This is a genomic window from Streptomyces sp. NBC_01591 (assembly GCF_035918155.1).
Taxonomy (GTDB): domain Bacteria; phylum Actinomycetota; class Actinomycetes; order Streptomycetales; family Streptomycetaceae; genus Streptomyces.
This window is the reverse complement of record NZ_CP109327.1, coordinates 5608942-5630077: the sequence shown is the minus strand read 5'-3', so window position 1 is coordinate 5630077 and position 21136 is coordinate 5608942. Positions and strand designations below refer to the sequence as shown.

Annotated in this window: 20 protein-coding genes; 4 read left to right on the top strand and 16 right to left on the bottom strand. The window is 71.1% G+C overall.

Annotated elements, in window-relative coordinates; genetic code table 11:
* Positions 1-7: 7 nt before the first annotated feature.
* The 4 genes from OG978_RS26350 to OG978_RS26335 form a co-directional block, all read right to left on the bottom strand.
* On the bottom strand, positions 8-259 hold the full coding sequence (locus OG978_RS26350) for an acyl carrier protein (protein WP_326767576.1): 252 nt from the start codon (positions 257-259) through the stop codon (positions 8-10).
* A gap of 126 nt (positions 260-385) precedes the next feature.
* Positions 386-1384 carry a TauD/TfdA family dioxygenase gene (locus tag OG978_RS26345; RefSeq protein ID WP_326767575.1) on the bottom strand — a complete coding sequence of 333 codons (999 nt, stop codon included), beginning with the start codon at positions 1382-1384 and terminating at the stop codon, positions 386-388.
* A gap of 178 nt (positions 1385-1562) precedes the next feature.
* Positions 1563-2522 carry a helix-turn-helix transcriptional regulator gene (locus OG978_RS26340; protein WP_326767574.1) on the bottom strand — a complete coding sequence of 320 codons (960 nt, stop codon included), beginning with the start codon at positions 2520-2522 and terminating at the stop codon, positions 1563-1565.
* A 329-nt stretch (positions 2523-2851) separates the two neighbouring features.
* A complete protein-coding gene (locus OG978_RS26335; protein ID WP_326770170.1) occupies positions 2852-3559 on the bottom strand; it encodes an IclR family transcriptional regulator in 708 nt (235 codons plus the stop codon).
* A 382-nt stretch (positions 3560-3941) separates the two neighbouring features.
* Here OG978_RS26335 and OG978_RS26330 point away from each other — a divergent pair, with 382 nt between their 5' ends.
* On the top strand, positions 3942-4235 hold the full coding sequence (locus tag OG978_RS26330) for a hypothetical protein (RefSeq protein WP_326767573.1): 294 nt from the start codon (positions 3942-3944) through the stop codon (positions 4233-4235).
* A gap of 75 nt (positions 4236-4310) precedes the next feature.
* On the opposite strand, the gene OG978_RS26325 is transcribed toward OG978_RS26330, so the two are convergent.
* From OG978_RS26325 to OG978_RS26305, 5 genes are all read right to left on the bottom strand, one after another.
* The gene (locus tag OG978_RS26325; RefSeq protein WP_326767572.1) at positions 4311-6125 is read right to left on the bottom strand and encodes an AfsR/SARP family transcriptional regulator; all 1815 of its coding nucleotides are present in this window, start codon (positions 6123-6125) and stop codon (positions 4311-4313) included.
* A gap of 32 nt (positions 6126-6157) precedes the next feature.
* Positions 6158-6916, bottom strand: a complete 759-nt coding sequence (locus OG978_RS26320; protein WP_326770169.1) for an IclR family transcriptional regulator — start codon at positions 6914-6916, stop codon at positions 6158-6160.
* Between the two features lie 2 nt (positions 6917-6918).
* Complete coding sequence (locus tag OG978_RS26315; RefSeq protein ID WP_326767571.1) at positions 6919-7668, bottom strand: thioesterase II family protein; 750 nt, start codon at positions 7666-7668, stop codon at positions 6919-6921.
* Positions 7669-7794: 126 nt separating this feature from the next.
* Positions 7795-8505: a LuxR family transcriptional regulator gene (locus OG978_RS26310; RefSeq protein WP_326767570.1), complete on the bottom strand. Its 711-nt coding sequence runs from the start codon at positions 8503-8505 to the stop codon at positions 7795-7797.
* 233 nt (positions 8506-8738) lie between these two features.
* Positions 8739-9527: a hypothetical protein gene (locus OG978_RS26305; protein ID WP_326770168.1), complete on the bottom strand. Its 789-nt coding sequence runs from the start codon at positions 9525-9527 to the stop codon at positions 8739-8741.
* A 424-nt stretch (positions 9528-9951) separates the two neighbouring features.
* On the opposite strand from OG978_RS26305, the gene OG978_RS26300 reads away from it, so the two are divergent.
* The gene (locus tag OG978_RS26300; protein ID WP_326767569.1) at positions 9952-10698 is read left to right on the top strand and encodes a 4'-phosphopantetheinyl transferase family protein; all 747 of its coding nucleotides are present in this window, start codon (positions 9952-9954) and stop codon (positions 10696-10698) included.
* A gap of 392 nt (positions 10699-11090) precedes the next feature.
* Here the strand turns inward: OG978_RS26300 and OG978_RS26295 are convergent, their stop codons facing one another.
* The 4 genes from OG978_RS26295 to OG978_RS26280 all read right to left on the bottom strand — a co-directional run bounded on the left by OG978_RS26295 (position 11091) and on the right by OG978_RS26280 (position 14978).
* A complete protein-coding gene (locus tag OG978_RS26295; protein WP_326767568.1) occupies positions 11091-11492 on the bottom strand; it encodes an NUDIX hydrolase in 402 nt (133 codons plus the stop codon).
* A gap of 226 nt (positions 11493-11718) precedes the next feature.
* Positions 11719-11919 (bottom strand): SPOR domain-containing protein, encoded by a 201-nt coding sequence (locus OG978_RS26290; protein WP_326767567.1) that lies wholly within the window; start codon positions 11917-11919, stop codon positions 11719-11721.
* 370 nt (positions 11920-12289) lie between these two features.
* On the bottom strand, positions 12290-13042 hold the full coding sequence (locus OG978_RS26285) for a GntR family transcriptional regulator (protein WP_326767566.1): 753 nt from the start codon (positions 13040-13042) through the stop codon (positions 12290-12292).
* A 346-nt stretch (positions 13043-13388) separates the two neighbouring features.
* Complete coding sequence (locus OG978_RS26280) at positions 13389-14978, bottom strand: S8 family peptidase (RefSeq protein ID WP_326767565.1); 1590 nt, start codon at positions 14976-14978, stop codon at positions 13389-13391.
* 231 nt (positions 14979-15209) lie between these two features.
* On the opposite strand from OG978_RS26280, the gene OG978_RS26275 reads away from it, so the two are divergent.
* Together OG978_RS26275 and OG978_RS26270 are read left to right on the top strand one after the other, a co-directional pair.
* Positions 15210-16307, top strand: coding sequence for a threonine synthase (locus OG978_RS26275; protein ID WP_326767564.1), 1098 nt, complete (start codon positions 15210-15212; stop codon positions 16305-16307).
* Positions 16308-16450: 143 nt separating this feature from the next.
* Entirely contained in the window at positions 16451-19087 is a 2637-nt protein-coding gene (locus tag OG978_RS26270) for a discoidin domain-containing protein (protein WP_326767563.1), read from the top strand.
* 29 nt (positions 19088-19116) lie between these two features.
* On the opposite strand, the gene OG978_RS26265 is transcribed toward OG978_RS26270, so the two are convergent.
* The 3 genes from OG978_RS26265 to OG978_RS26255 all read right to left on the bottom strand — a co-directional run bounded on the left by OG978_RS26265 (position 19117) and on the right by OG978_RS26255 (position 20965).
* Positions 19117-19305, bottom strand: coding sequence for a hypothetical protein (locus tag OG978_RS26265; protein ID WP_326767562.1), 189 nt, complete (start codon positions 19303-19305; stop codon positions 19117-19119).
* A 158-nt stretch (positions 19306-19463) separates the two neighbouring features.
* Positions 19464-19964, bottom strand: a complete 501-nt coding sequence (locus OG978_RS26260; RefSeq protein ID WP_326767561.1) for a levansucrase — start codon at positions 19962-19964, stop codon at positions 19464-19466.
* A gap of 158 nt (positions 19965-20122) precedes the next feature.
* Complete coding sequence (locus OG978_RS26255; protein ID WP_326767560.1) at positions 20123-20965, bottom strand: peptidoglycan recognition protein family protein; 843 nt, start codon at positions 20963-20965, stop codon at positions 20123-20125.
* Positions 20966-21136: the final 171 nt, after the last annotated feature.

Genomic DNA, 21136 nt, shown 5'->3' with positions numbered 1-21136 from the left:
GTTCGGATTACCAGCCGGCTATATCGGAAACGACCTGGTAGACGCTCTTGAGATTGACCATCCGGCCCAGTTCGGCCTGGTCGATCTCGATGTGGAATTCCTTCTCCAGCGACGCGAGGATCTCGATGGCGCGCAGCGAGTCGGCGTCGTGGTCCTCCTTGAAGAGGCTGGTCTCGGTGACGTCCTCGGGCTCGATCTCGAGAATGTCGCAGACAATGTCCTTGATCTTCTCTTGACGCTCATTGACGGCAGTGGTCATCTTCGTTCTCCTCATTCGGGTGTGATGGTTTGCCGGTGCTCCGGCGACGCCAACCCTTGTGCACCGCAGGACACTTGGGCAGCCCCGGTGCACCTTGCTGCAATTGCCCCGGGCCGGACGGCGCCCTCAGGCCGCGGCGCTGGACTGCACCTGTCCGTCGTCGGCCCGGCGCGGCCGGGAACGACGCAGGTCCAGCTGGACGAAGGCGCGCTGGAGCCAGCGGTCCCGGCCGTCGTAGCGCGGGCTGAACGCGGTCCGGCCGTGCAGCGCGAGCCGGTTGTCGACGTACGCGAGGTCGCCGGGCTCCAGCACGACGGTCCTGCGCACCTCGGCGAACACCTCGCCGAGCTCCGCCATCGCCCGTGCCGCGTCCGGGTCCAGCGCCTCGGTGCTGGTGAAGTCGACCTTCACGTCGGGGTCCTGCGGGGCGCCGCTGAGGATTCCGTGCGGCTCGGGCAGCGACTGGAGGTCGCCGAAGGAGGCCGGCGGCGCGGTGACGAACCTCGGCTCGTGGAGCAGCCTGCGGGTCTTCTCGGAGAGCAGCGGCAGCGCGTTGCGGATGGACGCGACCCGCAGGCCGGCGATGTTGTCGTGGTCGTTGCGCAGGCACATCAGGCCTACGAGGTCGGGCCGCAGCGGGTGGAAGGCGTTCTCCACATGCATCGTCAGCTGGGCCGCGCCCGCGTTGCCCTGGAACTCCTCCATGCCGGGGACGGGCACCACGTCCTGCACCAGGGCCCCGGACTTCTCCTCCTGGAAGGCCATCAGCTCACCGAGCTGGAGCGAGATCAGAGCGAGCACGGAGGCGGGCAGTGTGCTCGAACGCTGCACGGAACCGGGGGTGCTGGGCGTGTCCGGAAGGGATTCGGGATCCACCGGAAGATTGCGCAGCAGAAGCATCGCGTCGGCTCCCGGATCGCGTACGAACCGGCGCAGTGTCTGCCGCAGTCTGATCGGGAGAAGAGCCGAGAGGTCCCGGGCAGAATCGATCCAGAACCGGTCGTCCACCGCGCGCGGCTGGATTCCGCTCACATGGGAGGCGACTATTTCGAGCTCGGTCCTCTCTTCCTCGGTGAGCACGATGCCGGTCTTTCGGTCCAACACGTTTCCGACGTCGACGGACATGAAATCTCCTCGCCTCCGGGAGGTAGCTCGGGAAATGGCAGCCGCGCCGCGGTGAACCGGCCCGGCGCCGCCATCAGAGTGGCAAAGCACCGGGGGCTCCGGAGATTCCGTTGCAGCAACTGGCAAGAATCAGGAGTGACTTGGTGGGGTATTGGGGCGCGCGGCCGTCGGCGGGCGGTCAGAGCAGTCCCATCTGGGCGGCGCGGACGCCGGCCTGGAAGCGGCTGCGCGCGTCGAGGCCGAGCATGGTGGACGCGACGTCGTTGCGTACGGTGCGCACGCTCACCCCGATCCGGCGGGCGATCGCGTCGTCGGTGAGACCGTCGGCGAGCAGCCGCAGGATCTGTTCACGGCGTGGCCGGGTCGGCGGCGCGGGAACGGGGGACATCGCCTGACGGACCTCCATGCTGCTGTCCCACAGGCGGTCGGCGAGCTTCTTCAGCGAGTCGAGCGCCGTACCTCCGCGCAGCACGCGGGCGCCGCCGCTCTCGTCGAAGAGGACCCCCACCACGCCGTCGATGACGACCGCGCGGGTGGGCACATGCGGCAGGGTGCAGGGCGCGGCCCCCTGTGCGCCGAGCCACCGCGCGTGCTCGACGGCAGCGGGCAGATGCAGGAACGACGCACCCCACACCTGCCGGAGCACGGCGTCGCGGCGCAGCACCGCCTCCGCCACGTGGCGGGAGAACTCGAAGGAGCCGGGGCAGTGTTCGGGCACCAGCATGACCACCTCGCGGCGCACCGTGGTGGCCAGCCGCTCCACGAGCCCCGACGCCTCGTCCACACTGCCGGTCTCGACCGGCTCGGCGATCCGGTCCGCGGCCCGCTCGTGCAGTGCGATCAGCCGTTCCACCGCCACCGCCCCGGGCAGTCCGGAGCCCTGTGCGTCCTGGAATCTCCGGGTCGCCAGGGCCGGCAGTGCGAGGCACGGTTCGACGGCCCGCAGGGCCAGGTCGTCGTCGGCCGAGACTGCGACGAGTCCTTCCTCCCGCAGTCCTTCGACGATGCGGCCCAGCCACTCCTCGGTGACATCGAGCACGCCGCACAGTTCCGCCATGCGCCATCTGCGGCGTCGCAGCAGCATCCGGTAGACGAACTCGGTCTGCCGGTCGAGTCCTATGGCCCGCTCTCGTTCCATTCCTGCCTGCCCCCGTGAAATCAAGAATCTGCATAGGCGAAAGTCCGCACACGACCGAATCCTCCCCAAGGGTGTGCGAAATCGCTTGCACAAGGCCTCGACAGCGAACGGAAGATGACGTCATCGCTGATTCGAGGCATGCCGCTTTCTCAGCCGTTCAGAGAATGCGGGAGACGGAACCTCGCCCGTTGTCGGAACGTTCCGCAGTGGGCGGTTCGCAACATTATTCGCCGACAATGACCTGCCGGTTCGAATTCACGTTCCATGTCTATCCGGTGCTGCCCGGCCGGTGCAATGGCGGCTACAGGAAGCTGCCACGGGCGGGGCCGTCAGCGCACCAGTCCCGCACCTAGCTGCACCGCGGCGTCGACGACCGCCGCACCGTGCTGCCGGCCAGGGCTCCGGGTCAGCCGGGAGACGGGGCCCGAGACGCACACCGCGGCCACCACCCGGTTGCCCGGACCCCGCACGGGAACGGCCACCGCGGCGGTCTCCCATTCGTGCGTGCCGACGGTCTGCGCCCAGCCCTGCTGACGTACGCAGGTGAGCGTGGCCGCCGTGAAGCGGGCCCCGCGCAGGCTCAGGTAGAGGTTCTCCGGGGTCTCCCAGGCCACCAGCACCTGGGACGCGGCCCCGGACTTCATCGGCAGGGCGGCCCCGAGCGGGACCTCCTCGCGCGGACCGCTTCCCTCCGCCGCGGCCACACAGACCCGCAGGTCACCGTGGCGGCGGTAGAGCCGGGCGTCGGCTCCGGTGCGGTCGCGCAGCGCGGTCAGGACGGGTCCCGCCGCGGCGACGAGTCGGTCCCGGCCGGCCTCTTCCGCCATGTCGCCGAGCCGCGGGCCCAGTACGAACCGGCCGCGCCGGTCGCGGGTGACCAGCCGCAGCCGCTCCAGGGCGGTCGCGAGCCGGTGCACCGTCGGGCGCTTCAGCCCGGTGCGGGCCACCAGCTCCGTCAGGGAGGCCGGTCCCACCTCCATCACCTCGAGCAGTTGCGAGGCCTTGTCCAGCACCCCGACACCGCTCACCAGTTGCATCCGTTCGGGAGCTGAGGCGGTCATTCCCGAAACCCCTTTCTCCGGACATCGAAAGAGCTCGCCACAAGAGCTCATCGGAAGAGTTCGGCCGGAGGGTCCGGGACCGTCGAAGGGACTCCGGACCCCCGCGCCCCGGCGGCTTTCAAGGGGGGGTTGGCCGCCGGTCGGTGAGGCTTCGACTTCGAGAAGAAAAGCGCTGCACCTGACGACCATAGAATCCTCCCGGCCGGTGATCAGCAATGCCCCCTACAGGAAGCTGCCAGGCGACCGGCGAATGACGACTCCATGTGCTCCCGGGGCCAGGGATATAGAAAAGGCATAGATATCTCCCTGATCCTGGGCCACGACCTTGCGGGGGAACCGGCCCGAGAAGGAGGGGACCATGAGCCATGAAGCGGCACCGGACCAGGCGATGGTGACGGAGGGGGAATGGCCTGCCCGACCGCGGCGGGAGGAGCCGGACTGGGCCGATGCGCAGATGTACGCGAGGGCGGTGAACACCGCCTGCCTGGAACCCTGGCTCGCGGAACGCGCCACAAGCCTGGGCGGAGACCTCTCCCTCGCCGACGACCAGGGCATGCGCTGGGCCAGTCTGCTGGCCGCCTTCATCGACGGCATGCACAACACCCCGACCCCACTGCCCGAGGGCGACGTGCAGGGCGCGTTCGGGAAGTAGCGCCGTCCGCCCCGGTGCGCCGCTCGGGCAACCCCCGGTGCGCCGCTCGGACACCGCGCCGGGGCGGCGCGAGGCTCAGCGGGTGAGCAGCCGGACCAGTGGGGAGCACCGGTACGCGTACGGCGTCGCCCCCGCCCCGTACGCGGTGTCGACCTCCAGCAGCCACACCTCCGCCAGCGCGTCCAGCGCCGACTGCGTCCGCTCCTCGGACCACCGCAGGAGTTCCGCCGCCTCGGCCGCGGTGAAGGAGCCGGGCTTCGCGCGGGCCAGCGCGCGCAGCACCGGGCGCAGCGTCGGTTCGAGCTGCAGGACGCTCGTACGGAGCGCGGTGCGCAGGTCGAGGCTCCCCTCGGACCACTCGTCCAGCCGCCCCTGCCCCAGGTCCAGCCGGTCCACCAGCCGGGCCACCGGCCACTGCGGTCGCGCCGCCAGCCGCGCCGCGCAGATCCGCAGGGCCAGCGGCAGGCCGTCGCACAGTTCCACCAGGCGCCGGGTCGCCTCGGGTTCGGCATCGGGCCGGGCGTGCCCGACGACCGACACGATCAGCTGCCGGGCCGCCCCGTCGTCGAGCCGGCCCACCGGCACCGCCCGGATCCCCTCCAGCGAGGCCAGCGGGCAGCGGCTGGTGATCAGCATCCGACAGCCCTCGCCGCTGGCCAGCAGGGGCCGCACCTGGCGGTCGTCCGCCGCGTTGTCGAGCACGACCAGGACCCGGCGCCGCGACAGCACACTGCGGTACAGCTGGGCCCGCTCGTCCAGCGTCCCGGGCAGCCTGCCCCGTATCGGAAGCAGCGCGCGCAGAAAGGAACCGAGCACGTCCAGGGGGTTCTTGGGGCGGCCGTCCTCCCGGCGCAGGTCGATGTAGAGCTGTCCCTGCCGGAAGTCGTCCCGGCAGGCGTGCCCGGCCCGTACGGCCAGTGCGGTCTTGCCGGACCCGGCCGCGCCGACCAGCGCGACACCGCGGTGGGCGCCGCCGGAGCCGCGCAACCCCCCGAGCACTTCGGCCAGTTCGCCGTCGCGCCCGACGAAGTCGGTGGTGTCCGTGGGCAGCATGGCCGGCACCAGGCCGGTCCAGGGGCTCGGTGCCGTGCCGCCACCGGCCGTCAGCCGTTCGGCGGCGGCGGGTGCGGCCAGTTCCTCCAGCAGCACCGCCCGGTGGAGCTCACGCAGCGCCGGCCCAGGAGCCACCCCCAGCTCCTGCTGGAGGACCCGGCGGCCCTGCTCGTACACCCGTAGTGCGTCCATCTGCCGGTCGCAGCGGTACAGGGCGGTCATCAGGTGCCCGCGCAGCGATTCCCTGGCGGGATGCTGCGCCACCAGCCGGGTCAGCTCGGGCAGAGCGCGGCTGTGCCGCCCCAGCGCGAGGTCGGCCTCGATGCGGTTCTCGACCACGGTCAGCCGGGACTCCTCCAGTGCGGGGAGCTCCGCACGGGCCAGGAACTCGGTCACGTCCGACAGGGCGGGCCCGCTCCACAGGTCCAGTGCCGTCTCCAGGCAGCCGGCGGCCTCCGCGTACCGGCCGTTCAGCAGGTCGTCCCGGCCCTGTTCCGCGAGCTGCTGGAAGACCTCCCAGTCGAACCACGCGGCGCCCAGCACCAGGTGATATCCGCGGTGCTTGCGCACCAGCCGCAGCTCGGGTCCGCAGATCCGGCGCAGCCGTGAGATGTACGTGTAGAGCTGGGCCGTTCCGGTCGCGGGCGGCGCGGAGTCCCACAGGAGCTCACTGAGCCACGCATCGGAGACGAACCGGCCGGGCGAGATGAGCAGGGCCGCGAGGACCGTGCGCTGCTTGGCGGCGGTCAGCGGGATCCGCACCCCCGCGGCCCACATCTCGGTGGGGCCCAGGATCCTGAACTCCAGGTCGGATCCGGGGTTCTGTCCGTGCGTCATTCAGCAGACCGCCCGCGCGCGGGAGGCAGCGCTCACGTGTCCGACGCCTCGCCGAGGCGCAGCGCCGCGTCGATGACCGCGCTGCCGAACTCCCGGGCCGGCTCCTCGGTCAGCAGCCCGACCGGTCCGGACAGACAGAGCGCGGCGACGACCCGCCCGCCCGGACCCCGTACCGGAGCGGTCAGCGCGGCCGGGCCGCCGTTCCGCTCCCCGGAGCTCTGCGCCCAGCCGCGGCGGCGTACGCCCGCGAGCACGGTGGCGGTGAACCGGGCGCCCACCAGGCCCCGGTACAGCACGTCCGGCTCCTCCCAGGCGAGGAGCACCTGGGCCACCGGACCGGAACGCATCGGGAAGGCCGTGCCCACCGGCACCGTCTCCGCCACGTTCGACGAGGTCTCCGCACCGGCCACGCACAGCAGACGGTCCTCGCACCGGCGGTAGAGCCGGGCGCTGGCCCCGGTCCGGTCGCGCAGACCCGTCAGTACGGATCCGGCAAGTCCAAGCATGCGGTCGCCGTGCTCCACGACCGCCATCTCGCTCAGCCGGGGCCCCAGCAGGAATCGGCCCCTCGCGTCACGGGTGACCAGCCGCAGCCGTTGCAGCGCCAGTGCCAGCCGGTGCGCGGTGGGGCGGGTCAGTCCGGTGACGCAGACGATCCGGGACACCGAGGCCGGTCCGTCCTCCAGGACGCTCAGCAGCAGCGACGCCTTGTCCAGGACGGCGACCCCGCTGTCGTGGCCGAGGCCGAACGGCGGCGGGGACGGGGCGGACGACGAAGCGGAGAGGGGCATGGTCATCGCACACCGGCCGGAGCGCCACCGAGGGCGCGGATCAGTGCGTCGCGCTGTTCGACGAGATAGAAGTGGCCTCCGCGGAACACCTGCTGGGTGTAACCGCGGGGCGCGACATCGGCCCAGGCCGTCATGTCGGCGTCCGTGACCGAGGGGTCCAGGTCGCCGACGTATCCGTGGACCGGACAGCCGACCGGGACGGCGGTGCGCGGTCCGTAGGTGCCCACGATCGTGAAGTCGGCGCGGATCGCGGGCAGCACCAGCGCGCGCAGCGCCGGATCGTCCAGCGGGACCCCGTCCGTGCCACCGAGCCGCCGGACCTCCGCGATCAGCGCGTCGTCGTCCTCCCGGTGCAGCGCGCGCGGGGTGAGCCGGTGCGGGGCCTTCCGGCTCGACACATGGAGTCCGTCGAGCCGCACCGAGTGCCGTGCTTCGAGGCGGAGCGCCACCTCGTACGCCAGCGAGGCGCCCATGCTGTGTCCGAAGAGCGTCAGGGGCAGGTCCAGGAAGGGTAGCAGGGCCTCGGAGACGGCGTCGGCGAGCTCGTCCATCCGGAGTACGAACGGCTCGTCGATCCGGACATGGCGTCCCGGGTACCGGGCCACGAGCAGCTCGGTGTCCTCGCCGAACTCCCGTCCCCAGCGGTGGAAGTACGCGGCGGAGCCGCCCGCGTGCGGCAGGATCAGCACCCGCCTGCGCGCACCTCCCGCTTCGTATCTGCGGAACCATCCGCTGTCGATGCCGGCCTTCATCCTCTTCGCACCTCGCGTCGGCGGTACATCAAACGGTCCGCGGCCTCAGGCGGATCCGAGTCAACAAGCCTGTTCTAACGTCGGGTTGCGGCACCGACAACGGGAACTACAGGAAGCTGCCAGCCCTCAGGGAACGGGTGGGTCCATGGACCCGAGCAGTCCCAGCTCCGCCGCCCGCACCCCGGCCTGGAAGCGGGAACTGGCACCGAGCAGCGTCATGATCTCGGCGACGTACCGGCGGTAGGTGCGTACGGAGACCGTGAGTTCACGGGCCGCCACCTCATCGGTCACCCCGGCCCGCAGCGCTCCCAGGATCTGCCGCGCGAGCTCGGCACGCGAGTGGTCCCCGAAGGCGATGTGCCCGTCGGCCGGAACGGCGTTGCGCCACACGCCTTCGTAGAGGGTGTTGAGTGTACGGATCACATCGGGTACGCGGATGAGCGAGGCCCGGCGTCCGGTGGGCGACTCGGCCGAGACCAGCGCGACCGTGCCGTCGACGATGAGCCCCTGCAGGGGCGGCACCCGCGCCACCCGCACCTCGGCCGGCTGTTCCCGCTCGCGCTGGGCCCGGACGAACTCCTCGTCGATCATGGCCGGGGTGCACAGCAGCCGGATCCGGATCGCGTCCGGCACCACGCGGACCAGTTCGTGCAGGGCGCGCTTGGACTCGGCGCCGCAGCTCGGCCCCGCGGCGAGCACGACGTCGATGCCCGTACGCGCCTGGCGCACCAGCTTGCGCGCCTCCGCGATCACGACTTCCTTGTTGTCGTCCACGACGGTGATCAGCTGGTCCCACGAGACGCGGTCCCGGTGCTGTTCGACCGTCGTCTCGATCATGGCCCGCACCTCCAGCAGGGCCCGTTCGATGGCGTCGGCCTGTGGCTCGCTCCCGGCCCCGGCCGGTCTCACCTCGTCGGCCCCGGGCCCGGGTATGTCCGGTTCCTTTCCTGCCTCCCCCTGCTCTCTCGCGCCGCTTCTGGCCGGTACCGGCCGCGTCTCTGGTGTCCTGCTCATCCCCGTTGCCCCCCGATGAATTTCAGCAATCCGGAGTCACTGCCCGGTGCGACGCTTCAGCACCGTTCCAGCAACCCCAGCTCCACAGCGCGTACCCCCGCCTGGAAGCGGGAGTTCGCGCCGAGTTCACGCATGATCTCCGCGACGTGCCGCCGGTACGTGCGCAGCGACACATCGATCTCTCGTGCGGCGACGTCGTCGGTGTGTCCCTCGCGCAGCTTCTCCAGGATCCGGCGCGCGAGGACCGTGCGCAGGCTCCGGTCCAGCCGGAGCTCGTCGGCGAGGAGGCGGGCGCTCGCCCACGTCCCGGCGAAGAGCAGATCGAGTGCGCCGACGGCCGCCGGATCGGTGATGATCGCGGCGTGCCGGCCACTGCCCTCGGCACCGGACTGCACCAGGGCGGTCCGGCCGTCGACGATCAACGCCTCGCGTAACTCGCCCTTCGTCACCCGTACTTCGAAGTTCGTCTCGCCGAACGCGTCGCAGAACTCGGGGGACATGCGCAGTGCGCCGCCCGCGGCCAGCAGCCGCACGGCGAGCCGCGCCCGTCCCCGGTCCACCGACGGCTTGCCCTGGACGGACTCCGCGAGCGCGGAACACACGGCGGCCGAGTGCGCCCGGTCCCCCGTCACGGCCACGTGGGCCGAGTAGCGCGCACCCGCCATCAGCTGCCTGACCGCCTCACCGATCGACCTGTCGTCGGCCCGCACCACCAGCGAGGCGCCACCGGGCCTCTGACGGTGCAAGGACACCGAGGACTCGATCAGAGCGCGTGCCTGCAGGAGCGCCCGCTCCACATAATCCGTGCGGTCCAGGTCTCCCGGAGCATCCGCCACCGAACTCATTTCGGCCACCCGTCCCCCAATTGTGCCACTGTCCCGGGATGCCAATTGACCACGTCGGATTTCATCCGCCGCACGGAGGCCCCCCAACCCAAATCAGGTTGAATCGGAAGCCAATTAATGCAAACCCGAGCAACACATATACGCCACGATCAACTTGACCAGACATTAGATCGCCGGGTGTGAAGCAGTCAACGGCGGTCCATCCCAAGCGGATCGGAAGGGTCCGCACCTTCCCCTCTCCCCGCACGACCCACCGGCCCCTCGCCCCGAAAATGTCAGCAAGCTGCATCCCGGGTCCGCGTCCACGCGGTGCAACCCCCGGTTACATTGCGGTACGGGGTCGTACGACTGCGGAGCGGAGTCACAGCTGTCCCATAGAGGCCATCGCGCTCTCCGCCATCGGGGCGCGGCCTACGCTCCCCCCGTGAACGCGCTCCTCACCCCCAGCATGACCGAAGCACTTGTCCACTGGTGGCCCATTGCGAGCGAAAGGCCCGATCCGGCCGATCTCGCACTGCTCGACACCGGGGAGCTCGAGCGCCTGAGCCGCATCGGCCATCCCCGCCAGGCAGCCCAGTTCGCCGGCAGCCGGGCGGGCGCCCGGCGCGTGCTGGCCCGGCTGCTTCAAGTCAGCCCGCACGAGCTGGAGTTCGGCCGACTCCCCTGTCCGGGATGCGGCGACCGCCGGCACGGCCCACCCGCCGTCGCCCGCCCCGCGAGCCCCTTCCGGATCAGCCTCTCGCACTCCGAGGGCTGCTGCCTGCTCGCGATCGCCCGGACCCCGGTCGGGGTCGACGTGGAGGGCGTACGGGACATGGACACCGAGGAGTTGGGGCCGGTCGCCCTCACCGCGGCCGAGCAGCGGCACGTGCGCACCTTCCCTCCGGGCAGCGCGCGCCACAGGGCCTTCCTGCGCTGCTGGACCCGGAAGGAGGCCGTGCTCAAGGCCGTCGGGACCGGCATCACGACGGACCTGGCCACCATCGAGACCCACCCCGGCGCCACCGGCCCCGCGACGGTGGTCGCGGGCGTCCCCGGCACCCCTGGATCATGGGCCGTGAGCGACCTCGCCACGCCCGGGAATTGGGTTGCAACCGTGGCACTGCCTTCCGACGTCTCCATGTCCGTGAGTCTTCGCCACCCACCACAGTTTCGATTTCAAATTTCTTAGGTCTCGACCAATCGGTAGGTCTCGACCAATGAGACGCACGTCGCCGTTCGTCGATCACAATGCGAGGTTCCGCAATGCCGCGTTCCATGAACGGACAACTAACCGTCATGACGTCGAAGATCGTTTCCGCCGCCCGTCGGCGTGATTTGCCGGGCGCTTCCATGCACCGCGCGAGCGCGTAAAGCACCGCTGTGCGGAATCAATGCGATTACCGGGGCCCGAACCACACCGGCGAGTAATACGGATCACGCAATTGATGTGCAGCCGGAACGGGATGGCGCGGATCCGGCACGGGGTGGAGCGGAGCCCACGCGGGGCCGGCGCGGGGCCGGCGCAGGGCCGGCCCGGGGCCGACGCGGTCGGCACAGGGCCCCGAGGAGGCTGGGGGCGGCTCAGGCCAGTGCGCCCGCGGCCTTGAGGTCGTCGAAGAGCAGCTGGTCGACCGGCGGGACGAGCGATCGGTCGGCGTAGGAGAACCACGCCATCTCCTCGATCTCGCTGCTGACGGTCAGCGTCCCCCGATACTCACCGGCGTAACAGCTCATGCGCACGACCACGCCGTCCGGATGGCCGTGCGCCTGCGCCTCGTACGTACCCATGTGGGACACCGTCGACGGGAGGATGGCCACGGCCAGCTCCTCCTCGACCTCACGCAGCAGGGTCTGCAGGTCGGTCTCCCGGCCCTCCCGCTTGCCGCCGGGGATGTAGAAGACGTCCTTCCCCCGTGGTCGCGCGCAGAGAATCCTGCCGTTCTCCACCCGCACCCATGCCACCGTGTCGATCAGGACCGACATCACTCCGCCTTCGTTCATCTGCAACCCGGTCGGACAGGACCTTAGCGGGGCGGCGGCTGCCTGCCGGAACACCATCGGAACGGCAGGACCGGCTCGGACGACCGACGCGGGCCACCGACGCGGGCGTCCCGCACAGGCGGCCGATGCGGGTGACCGGCTCAGCGAGCGCACGCGCGGTCATGCGCCGGAGCGCAACCACTGCCCCGCCGCACCCCCCGCGGTCGCCCTACGGCCGGGTGCTCTGCCCGGCACGCTCCACCCAGTAGAGCTGCTTGTGTCCGTGCTCATCGAGCTTGTCGGCGATCTTCTGGGCCTCGCCCTGCGTGGCATACCTGCCGACGCGGTAGCGATTGCCGTTGTCGTCCTGTCGTATCACCAGCCACGGGAGCACGGCACCGCTGTCGCTCATCGTGTCCCTCCCGAGCATTGCGCCCCTCCCTCGAACGGCGTGCACGTCACTAAAGATCCCCAGGAAACCGCAGTACGCATATGCCCGAGCGTACGCCTGACCTTCACTCAACGGATAAGTAATTACACAAAGAGATACCGATCCGACCGACAAGAGGGGGCGCACCCGTCTGGATGCGCCCCCTCTGTGCCCGTGCCGCCCGCCGCTGCAGCGTGACCGTGTCCGCCATCGACGACTTCACGTCCGTCTTCCGGTGTGCGGGTACGGACCGTTCGACAGGAGCGGGACATGACAATCCATTGCGGCCGACGACTACCCGTCGGTCATGGGAACCGGCCCGAGGCCGGCTCGTCGTCGCCGACGCCGGACGGCGCCCCGCGCGGGCCGGTCACCTGACCGGAAGGTGGTAGGCGACCCGGAAGCGGTCGGCGGGCACCACCACGTCCGCCGTCTCGACCGGGCGGCCCGACGCGTAGTACGTCCGCTCGATCACCATCACCACGTGCCCCGGCACACCACCGAGCGCCAGGAGCTCCTCCGCCAGCCCCGGGCGCGCGCCGACCTGCTCGGCCACGTTGTCCACGACGACATCGATCGCGGCCATCCGCTCGACCACCCCGCAGCCGCCCAACGGGCCCTCCTCCGGCAGCATCACCGGCGTACGCCCCGTCACGGCGAGCGGCTCCCAGGAGGTGGAGAGCATCATCGGCTCCCCGGCCTCGCGGAAGGTGTACCTCGTCCGCATCACCCGGTCACCCGGCTCGATGCCCAGGCGCTCGGCGATCTCGACGCTCGCCCCCTCCTGCTCGCTGCGGGACTCCCACGTCCCGTGCACCCCCTCCGCCGTCTGCTCCTGACGGAACGGACTGGCGCCGGCCGCGGACCGGTAGCCGGAGCGGGCGATCCGCCGCGGGACGGGGCGCTCGCGCACATAGGTGCCGGAACCGGAGCGCCCTTCCACCAGACCCTCGGCCATCAGCACCTTCCGCGCCTCCAGCGCGACGGTGTCCGAGACTCCGTACTCCTCGCGGATACGCGCCTGCGAAGGCAGGCGCGTATGCGGCGGCAGCGAACCGTTGACGATCTTCTCTCTCAGATCGCTTGCAACGCGCAAATACGCGGGCTGCTCACCGAAAGTCACAGGCCACTCCCAACAGGTTGACAGTCTGCAACAGCCTGACAACCGTCGGTTGTGGACCGCAAGCGCAGGCCAAAGATTCACCCGAAGTGATGATTCGTCATGCCCACATGCATATCCGACCGTCGACCGCCAGAAGGATCTCGGCCCTTCTCGATCCCCCGCCTCTTCCTTCCCCTTCCCCGTTTCCCCAATCCCCCGCTCCACAGGACGGGGCCACCGCGAGCCCTCGTACAAGCGCTTCGGCCGCTCCGGCCGCTCCGGCCGACGACCGCCGGTCGGAAAACGCGACGGGGCGGCTGCCTGCGCAGCCGCCCCGCACGGTCGGTACATCACCGACGGTCAGTCATCAGAACTGCAAGGACCAGGCGTTGATCTTCCCGGTGTCGCCGTACCAGTCGTCCTGGACGCGCAGCTTCCAGGTGCCGTCGGCCGTCGAGGACGAGGCGTCCACCGAGTACGTGGTCTTCACGTCGTCGGCGCTGCCGCCCTCGCCGCCCTCCTTCAGGCTGTGGACCGAACCGTCGGGCGCGACCAGGTCGATCGTCAGGTCGCCGATGTAGGTGTGCGAGATGTCGACGGACACACTCAGCGAGGCGGGCGCCTTGCCGGAGACACCGGAGACGGTGATCGGCGACTCGGCGGTGGAGTTGTCGTCGATGCCGTAGCTCGTCGTGTTCTCGAACTTGTCACCGTCCGACGGCGGGGTGGTCGAGCCGCCGCCGATGTTCAGCAGACGGTTCGGGGAACCCGTTCCCGGGTTGGTCACCACTCCGCTCTTGGCCGCGGCGACCAGTCCGGCGGAGACCTGTGCCGGTGTCTCGCTCGGGTGCTCGGCCAGGTAGAGAGCCGCGGCGCCGACGACGTGCGGGGTCGCCATCGAGGTGCCGGAGATGGTGTTGGTGGCGCTGTCGCTGGTGTTCCAGGACGAGGTGATGTCCGAACCCGGCGCGAAGATGTCCAGCACGCTGCCGTAGTTGGAGAAGCTGGAACGGGCGTCGGAGTTGGTGGTGGAACCGACCGTGATGGCCTCGGGGACCCGCGCCGGGGAGCTCGAGGAGGCGTCGGCCGATTCGTTGCCCGCGGCCACGGCGTAAGTCACGCCGGACGCGATGGACTTGCTCACGGCCTCGTCGAGCACGGGGTCGACCCCGCCGCCCAGGCTCATGTTGGCCACGGCCGGCTTGACGGCGTTCGCCGTCACCCAGTCGATGCCCGCGACGACCTGCTCGGTCGTGCCGGAGCCGCTGTCGTCGAGGACCCGGACGGCGACGATCTTCGCCTTCTTGGCGACACCGTGCGAGGAACCGGCGACGGTGCCCGCCACGTGGGTGCCGTGGCCGTTGCCGTCCTGCGCGGTGTTGTCGTCGTCGATCGCGTCGTAGCCGTTCGAGGCCCGGCCGCCGAAGTCACTGTGGGAGATCCGCACACCGGTGTCGATGATGTACGCGGTGACACCCTCGCCCGCCTTGTCGGGGTAGGTGTAGCTCTGGTCCAGCGGCAGGGCGTCCTGGTCCAGCCGGTCGAGGCCCCAGGAGGGCGGCGAGGGCTGGGTCCCGGTCGCCTTGAAGGTGCGGTTCTGCACCACGGACTTGACGGCCGGGTCGGCCGCGAGCCGCTTCGCCTGCTTCTCCGAGAGCTCGACCGAGTAGCCGTTGACGGCGGAACGGAAGGTCCTCTTGATCTTGGCGCCGTACTCCTTGGCCACCGCCCGGCCCGCCGAGGAGCCCGCGTCGGCCGCCGAGTCCTCCAGCGTGACGATGTAGCTGCCGCCGATGGTGCCCGGGGCGCCCGCGTTCTGGATCAGCCCCTCCGCCGGCTGATCCGAGGCCGAGGCGGGGAACACCGCAGCGGTGGAGAGTGCGAGGGCCGCACCGGCTATGACACTCGCCGCGGCAAGTCTTCGGCGCGAGTGGGGGGTGTGACGCGTCACTGACATGTGGGGGGATCCTCTCGATCACGGTGTATCAGTGGGGGGTTACACGTGTTGCTCAAAACGGAACAGGCACTGTTAAACATGGGCATGACAATCGACTCTCACGAGATCCGCGTTGCCCACGACCTGACCGACAGTGAAAGATTGACCGATTCTTGGGAATCGCACAAGGGTCCAACTGGGCGGGCCACGCCTTCGTCATACCGCCGCCACACGCCTGACATGCTGTCGGGCATGCCCGCCTACCTCTGCCCGCAGGACGGCACCCGGGCCGACACCACCACTCTCCGCTGGTGTTGCCCCGTCTGCCGCGGCCCCTGGGACCTCGACTTCGAACCCTCCGCCATCCTTTCCTCCAACTCCCTGAAGGAGCGCGTCAATTCACTGTGGCGTTACGAGGAGGTGCTGCCGCTCCACTCACCCTCGACCACACTCGGTGAGGGCCGCACCCCGCTCGTACCGCTCACCGGCACGGTCTCGGCCAAGCTCGACTTCCTGATGCCGACGCTCTCCTTCAAGGACCGCGGCGCGGTGATGCTCGCCGAGCTGGCCCGCCGCCTGTCGCCCGAGCGCGTCGTCGCGGACAGCAGCGGCAACGCCGGCACGGCCGTCGCCGCATACTGCGCCCGCGCCTCGCTCCCCTGCACGGTGTACGTCCCCGAGGGCACGTCCCCGAAGAAGACCGAGCAGATCCGGGCCCACGGCGCCCGCCTGGAGATCGTCCCCGGCGACCGCGAGGCCACCGCGGCCGCCGCCCGTACCGCCGCCGACGTCCCCGGCACCTTCTACGCCTCGCATGTCTTCAACCCGTACTTCCTGCACGGCACGAAGACGTATGTGTACGAGCTGTGGGAGGACCTCGGCGGCCGCCTCCCGGACGCCATCGCCGTACCGGTCGGCAACGGCACCCTTCTCCTCGGCGCGGCCCTGGCCACCGCCGAGCTCCACGCCCAGGGGCTGATCGACCGGCGTCCGGCGCTGATCGCCGTACAGGCCGAGGCCGTCTCCCCGCTGGCCGCCGCCTTCCGCGCGGGCGCCGACGACCTGCCCGACGCCCTGGCCGGCCCCGCCGCTCCCACCCTCGCCGAGGGCATCGCCATCCCCCGCCCGCCGCGCGCCCGCGCCATCCTGGCCGCGGTCCGGGAATCGGGCGGCACCTTCCTCACGGTGACCGAGGATCAGATCCGCGCCGCGCAGCTGGATCTGGCCGCCCGCGGGTTCTACGTGGAGACGACGGGCGTCGCCTGCTGGGCGGCGGTCGGCGACTGGACGGACCGGAGCGTCGTCGTCCCCCTGTGCGGCGCGGGCCTCAAGACGGGCCTCGCGGCCTGACGAACGCTCCACCGGCGCCTGTTGCAGGTGCTGCACCTGTTGCACCTGCTACGCCTGTTCCACCTGCTACGCCCGCTGCCCCATCAGCCGTTCACCCCGCGCGCCGCGCACCGCCGCGGCGCGCGCTTCCCTACCTTCGTACGGTGAGCCTCTCGCGCCTCCTTCTCCTCACGTCCCTCACGTCCCTGGTGGCGGGCGCCCTGATCGCGCCCGTGGCCCCCGTCCCGTACCCGGCGGCGCCCCCTGCCGCGGCGGCGCCGCCCTCCGCGGCGGCCACCGCCTGTGGCCGGGACACCGATCCCGCCTGGGCTCCGACGTCCACCCGGTTCGGCGAGGCGGCCGGCTACGACCCCTACACCGGCAACGGATACCTGGGCCACCGGGTGCCCGCCGCGGGCGCCGGGTACGCCGCGTCGGGCGAGAAGACCGGCTGGCCGCTGTTCACCCCGCGCTACGACGGCGCGTTCGTCTCCGGCCTGTTCGGGCGCGACAAGGACCTCGCCGGCGGCCGGGAGGTGGCCGCCGCGCTGCCGAGCTGGACGAGCCTCGACGTACGCGTCGGCGACGAGACCTACGGCTCCGACACGCCCCCCGGCCGGATCTCGCACTACCGCCAGACGCTCTTCCTGCGCTGCGGGCTGGTGCGTACGTCACTGCGGTGGACCACGGCCGACGGACGCGCGACCGACCTGACGTACGAGGTGCTCACCGACCGGTCCGATGTGCACACGGGCGCCGTACGACTGCGCATGACACCGCGCTGGAACGGCACCGCGACCGTCACCGGCCGTCTCGACCCCAGGGGCGCACGCCGGATCACCGTCCACGACGACGGCACGTTCCGCACCCTGGGCACCGGAACCACGGGCGCGATCGTCCAGACCATGCGCTCCGGAGGACCGGGGGCCGGAGCGGCGAGCCCGGCGCGGAGCACGCACCGGGTGCGCGACGGGCGCACGTACACCTTCGAGAAGTACGTCGGCATCGACACCGCGCTCACCTCCCCCACCCCGCGCGCCTCCGCCCGCGAAGCCGCCCGGCGCGCCGCCGGGCGCGGCTGGTCCGGGGTCCTCGCGGCCAACACCGCGGCCTGGCGGCGGGCCTGGGCGGCCGACATCTCCGTACCGGACGGTCCCGAGCTGCAGAAGTGGCTGCGGGCGGCACAGTACGGACTGCTGGCCTCCACCCGGACCGGGTCCCGCGACAGCATCGCACCGGCCGGTCTGACCAGCGACAACTACGCCGGCATGGTGTTCTGGGACGCCGAGACCTGGATGTACCCGGGGCTGCTCGCCACCCGCCCCGAACTGGCCCGCGCGGTCGTCGAGTACCGCTACCGCACCCGCGACGCCGCCCGCACCAACGCCCGGAAGCTGGGGTTCCGGGGCCTGTTCTACCCGTGGACGAGCGCGAGCAAGGGCGATCTGTGGTCCGAGTGCCAGAGCTGGAACCCCCCGCACTGCGTCACCCAGAACCACCTCCAGGGCGATGTCTCGCTGGCCGTCTGGCAGTACTACCTGGCGACCGGGGACCAGGACTGGCTGGCCGGACGCGGCTGGCCGCTGCTGGAGGGGATCGCCGACTTCTGGGCCTCGCGGGCCACCGCCAACGACGACGGCAGCTACTCGGTGAAGGAGGTCGCGGGCCCCGACGAGTACAGCAACGGCGTCACCGACGGGGTCTTCACCAACGCGGTCGCCGCCACCGCCCTGCGCAACGCCACCCGCGCGGCGCAACTGCTCGGGCACACCGCACCGGTCGAGTGGAAGCGCGTGGCGGACGGCCTGCGCATCCCGTACGACCCGAAGCGCAAGCTCTTCCTCCAGTACGCGGGCTACAACGGCTCGACGATCAAGCAGGCCGACACAGTGCTGCTGATCTACCCGCTGGAGTGGCCGATGGAGCCGGGTGCCGCCGCGGCCACGCTCGACTACTACGCGGCGCACACCGACCCGGACGGCCCGGCCATGACCGACTCGGTCCACGCGGTCGACGCGGCCACGATCGGGGAGCCCGGCTGCGCGACGTACACCTATCTCCAGCGCGCAGTACGCCCGTTCATGCGCGGCCCGTACGCCCTGTTCAGCGAGGCCCGGGGCGCGAAGGCGGGCGCCCAGGACCCCCTGTCGGGTTTCCCCGCCGACGACTTCCTGACCGGGAAGGGCGGCTTCCTCCAGGTCTTCACGCACGGCCTGACGGGCCTTCGGCTGCGGGAGGACGGGGTACGCCTCGATCCGATGCTGCCGCCGCAACTGGGCAGCGGCGTCACGCTGACGGGCCTGCGCTACCGGGGCCGTACCTACGACCTCGCGATCGGCCCCCGGACGACGACGGTCCGGCTGACCTCCGGCGCCCCCTTCACCGTCCACTCCCCCGCCGGCCCCCGCCCACTCACCCGCACGCTCACTCTCCCCACCCGCCGCCCCGACCTCGCCGCGACCACCGACGCGGCCCGCTGCCGCCCGGCGACGGCGACCTCGGAAGCCCCCGGCCTGTACGCGGTCGCCGCGGTGGACGGCAGCCCGGCCACCGCCTGGTCCCCGGACGGCGCGACGGGCGCGCTGACGGTGGACCTGGGGCGTAGGGGCGCGGTGACGTCGGCCGAACCGGAGTGGGCGGACGTGCGAACGTCCTCGTACCACCTGGAGACATCGTCCGACGGCACGCGCTGGCAGCCGTACCGGGCGGGAGCGGTGGCCCGGCTGGTACGGCTGACGGTCGAGTCCGAGGACGCGCAGAAGCCCACGGGCGTAGAGGAGTTGAGAATCACCCAGCCGTAGCCGACCGGGCGTACGGGGCGTGCAGGTCGTCAGCCGCGGGCGCGGGCGCGGAACCTGCTGCCGAAGCCGTGGTGGAGGCCGAGCAGCACACCGCCCACCGCCGCGACGATCCCCGTCGCCCTGCCCGAGCCGAGGGCCCCGGTGAGGACGACGGCCGCCGCGTACGCGCTGGGCAGCCACCAGTTGAAGCCGGATCTCGCGGCCGGACGCCGGTCCATGTTCCCCCTGATCGGTATCGGCATGCCGCACGGAGCGCGGCAGTGCGCCGCCGATCGTGCCATCCAGTTCCGTCCGGCGGCCCCGCTCTCCGGCAGGAGGGAAGAACGAGAGGGAACGGACCGCCCCACGGACCGCCCCCGGCTGCGGCCCCGGCGCCTCAGCCCTGCGGCTGGAAGTAGCGGGCGCCCTTCTCGATCAGATGCGAGGCATAGGCCCGCCCCAGGGCCGGCTTCCCGCGGTACATGCCCACGTAGCCCTGCGCACTGTCGACCACGACCGGGCGCGCGAAGCAGGCGAACTGATTGCGCTGCTTCTCCTCCGCCCACGCCATCGCGGCCGGATCGATCCGATCACTGACCAGAACGGGGAAGGCCGCGACACCGGTCTGCATCCCGACGGGCAGACCGCCCTTGTTCTTCTTGGCGTACGCGAGCACCTGCGTGGTGAACGTGTCGATGACGGGCACGGTGACCTCCGGCACGGCGGCGGCCACGGTGAACAGATGCAGATTGGTGGCTGCCCACAGCATCCGGAAGTCGGCCCGCCGCCCGACGAGGACCGGGACTCCGGACCAGTCCTCCCAGCGCGGGGCGCAGGCATCGGCCGCCAGTCGGCTCTCGACCGAGGCCAGGTAGTTCCGTATCGACTCTTCGCTCATGGCCGCGATTGTCCACGGACCGGCCGGGTTCGTGAAATACGGGGCGACGAGCATGCTGCGCACCGGGCGACGAACATCCTGCGCACCGTACCCGGGCGCGCACCGCCTCCGGCGGACCGGCCCTAGGGTCTGTCCGAACCTGATCCGCCGGACAGGCCCTAGCCGCGGTGGACGTTCCCCGGGCTCGCGGTGAGGCGGGTGCCCGAGAGTGCTCGTGGGGGCCTGCCCTGGAGGCCCGCGGCGAGCTTCCGGATCGCGGGGAGCCGCGCGAGCAGCGCCTCCCCCGGGCAGTTGGTGGCGAAGCCGTCGCGGTGGCCGGAGATGGCATCGAATACGGCCGAAGTGCCCTTGGCGTAGCGGCTCTTGTCATTCGTCGACGTGAGCCGCACCTTGCCGGTGGGGTCGACGCCGCCCAGACCGAGCTTCCAGGCCGCGAGAGCCGCGATCGAGTGCTCCATGGCCGCCGGTACCGGCGTCCCCGGCCCGAACGTGCCGATGGCCGCGATCCCCGTGGTGCCCTGGTTGAACCCGAGGGTGTGGGAGCCGATGACGGGCCGGTCGGCGCCGCCGGCGCGACCTTCGTAGATGGTGCCGCACTTGTCGACGAGGAAGTTGTAGCCGAGGTCTCCCCAACGCCGGTCACGGGTCTGGCCCGTATACAGATTGCGCAGGGTACGGGGGACGTCCGCGCAGTCGTAGCCGTTGGGGGTGTCGGTGTGATGGATGAAGACCGCGCCGACCCCTCCCGCGTAGTGGGCATGGCGGTCACGCTTGGTCTCGTCGGCCCGCCACTGCGCACGCGACACGATGGCGGGCCGGGGCACCATGTGGGGCAGCGCCATCGACACCGCGCCGAGTGCCGGGAACGGCCGCCCGGTGTCGACCACCGGTTGTACGGCCACGCCGGGCCGCCACACGGAAAGTGGCCCTTCCGGAGCCGTGTCGCGGGCGGCCCGGGCCGCCGTCACTCCGGCAGGTGCCGCCAGGAGGGGAAGCGCCATGGGAACCGTGGCCCAGAGCGCTATTCGGTACAGACGCACAGGGAAAACCTTCTTCGTCTTTCGCCGGGATGTCGGCGGGAGCGCGTATGCCCACAGCTTTGCGGCGGCCAGTTCGCCGCGCGCGCCGGGTTAGTGCAGACAGGCGAGCATCGTGACCGCCCAGCCGATGAC

Bases quoted from the DNA above. Each gene is read 5' to 3' on its own strand.
- OG978_RS26350 (WP_326767576.1), bottom strand. From the start codon at position 259: ATGACCACTGCCGTCAATGAGCGTCAAGAGAAGATCAAGGACATTGTC.
- OG978_RS26345 (WP_326767575.1), bottom strand. From the start codon at position 1,384: ATGTCCGTCGACGTCGGAAACGTGTTGGACCGAAAGACCGGCATCGTG.
- OG978_RS26340 (WP_326767574.1), bottom strand. From the start codon at position 2,522: ATGGAACGAGAGCGGGCCATAGGACTCGACCGGCAGACCGAGTTCGTC.
- OG978_RS26335 (WP_326770170.1), bottom strand. From the start codon at position 3,559: ATGCAACTGGTGAGCGGTGTCGGGGTGCTGGACAAGGCCTCGCAACTG.
- OG978_RS26330 (WP_326767573.1), top strand. From the start codon at position 3,942: ATGAGCCATGAAGCGGCACCGGACCAGGCGATGGTGACGGAGGGGGAA.
- OG978_RS26325 (WP_326767572.1), bottom strand. From the start codon at position 6,125: ATGACGCACGGACAGAACCCCGGATCCGACCTGGAGTTCAGGATCCTG.
- OG978_RS26320 (WP_326770169.1), bottom strand. From the start codon at position 6,916: ATGCCCCTCTCCGCTTCGTCGTCCGCCCCGTCCCCGCCGCCGTTCGGC.
- OG978_RS26315 (WP_326767571.1), bottom strand. From the start codon at position 7,668: ATGAAGGCCGGCATCGACAGCGGATGGTTCCGCAGATACGAAGCGGGA.
- OG978_RS26310 (WP_326767570.1), bottom strand. From the start codon at position 8,505: ATGATCGAGACGACGGTCGAACAGCACCGGGACCGCGTCTCGTGGGAC.
- OG978_RS26305 (WP_326770168.1), bottom strand. From the start codon at position 9,527: ATGAGTTCGGTGGCGGATGCTCCGGGAGACCTGGACCGCACGGATTAT.
- OG978_RS26295 (WP_326767568.1), bottom strand. From the start codon at position 11,492: ATGTCGGTCCTGATCGACACGGTGGCATGGGTGCGGGTGGAGAACGGC.
- OG978_RS26290 (WP_326767567.1), bottom strand. From the start codon at position 11,919: ATGCTCGGGAGGGACACGATGAGCGACAGCGGTGCCGTGCTCCCGTGG.
- OG978_RS26280 (WP_326767565.1), bottom strand. From the start codon at position 14,978: ATGTCAGTGACGCGTCACACCCCCCACTCGCGCCGAAGACTTGCCGCG.
- OG978_RS26275 (WP_326767564.1), top strand. From the start codon at position 15,210: ATGCCCGCCTACCTCTGCCCGCAGGACGGCACCCGGGCCGACACCACC.
- OG978_RS26265 (WP_326767562.1), bottom strand. From the start codon at position 19,305: ATGGACCGGCGTCCGGCCGCGAGATCCGGCTTCAACTGGTGGCTGCCC.
- OG978_RS26260 (WP_326767561.1), bottom strand. From the start codon at position 19,964: ATGAGCGAAGAGTCGATACGGAACTACCTGGCCTCGGTCGAGAGCCGA.
- OG978_RS26255 (WP_326767560.1), bottom strand. From the start codon at position 20,965: ATGGCGCTTCCCCTCCTGGCGGCACCTGCCGGAGTGACGGCGGCCCGG.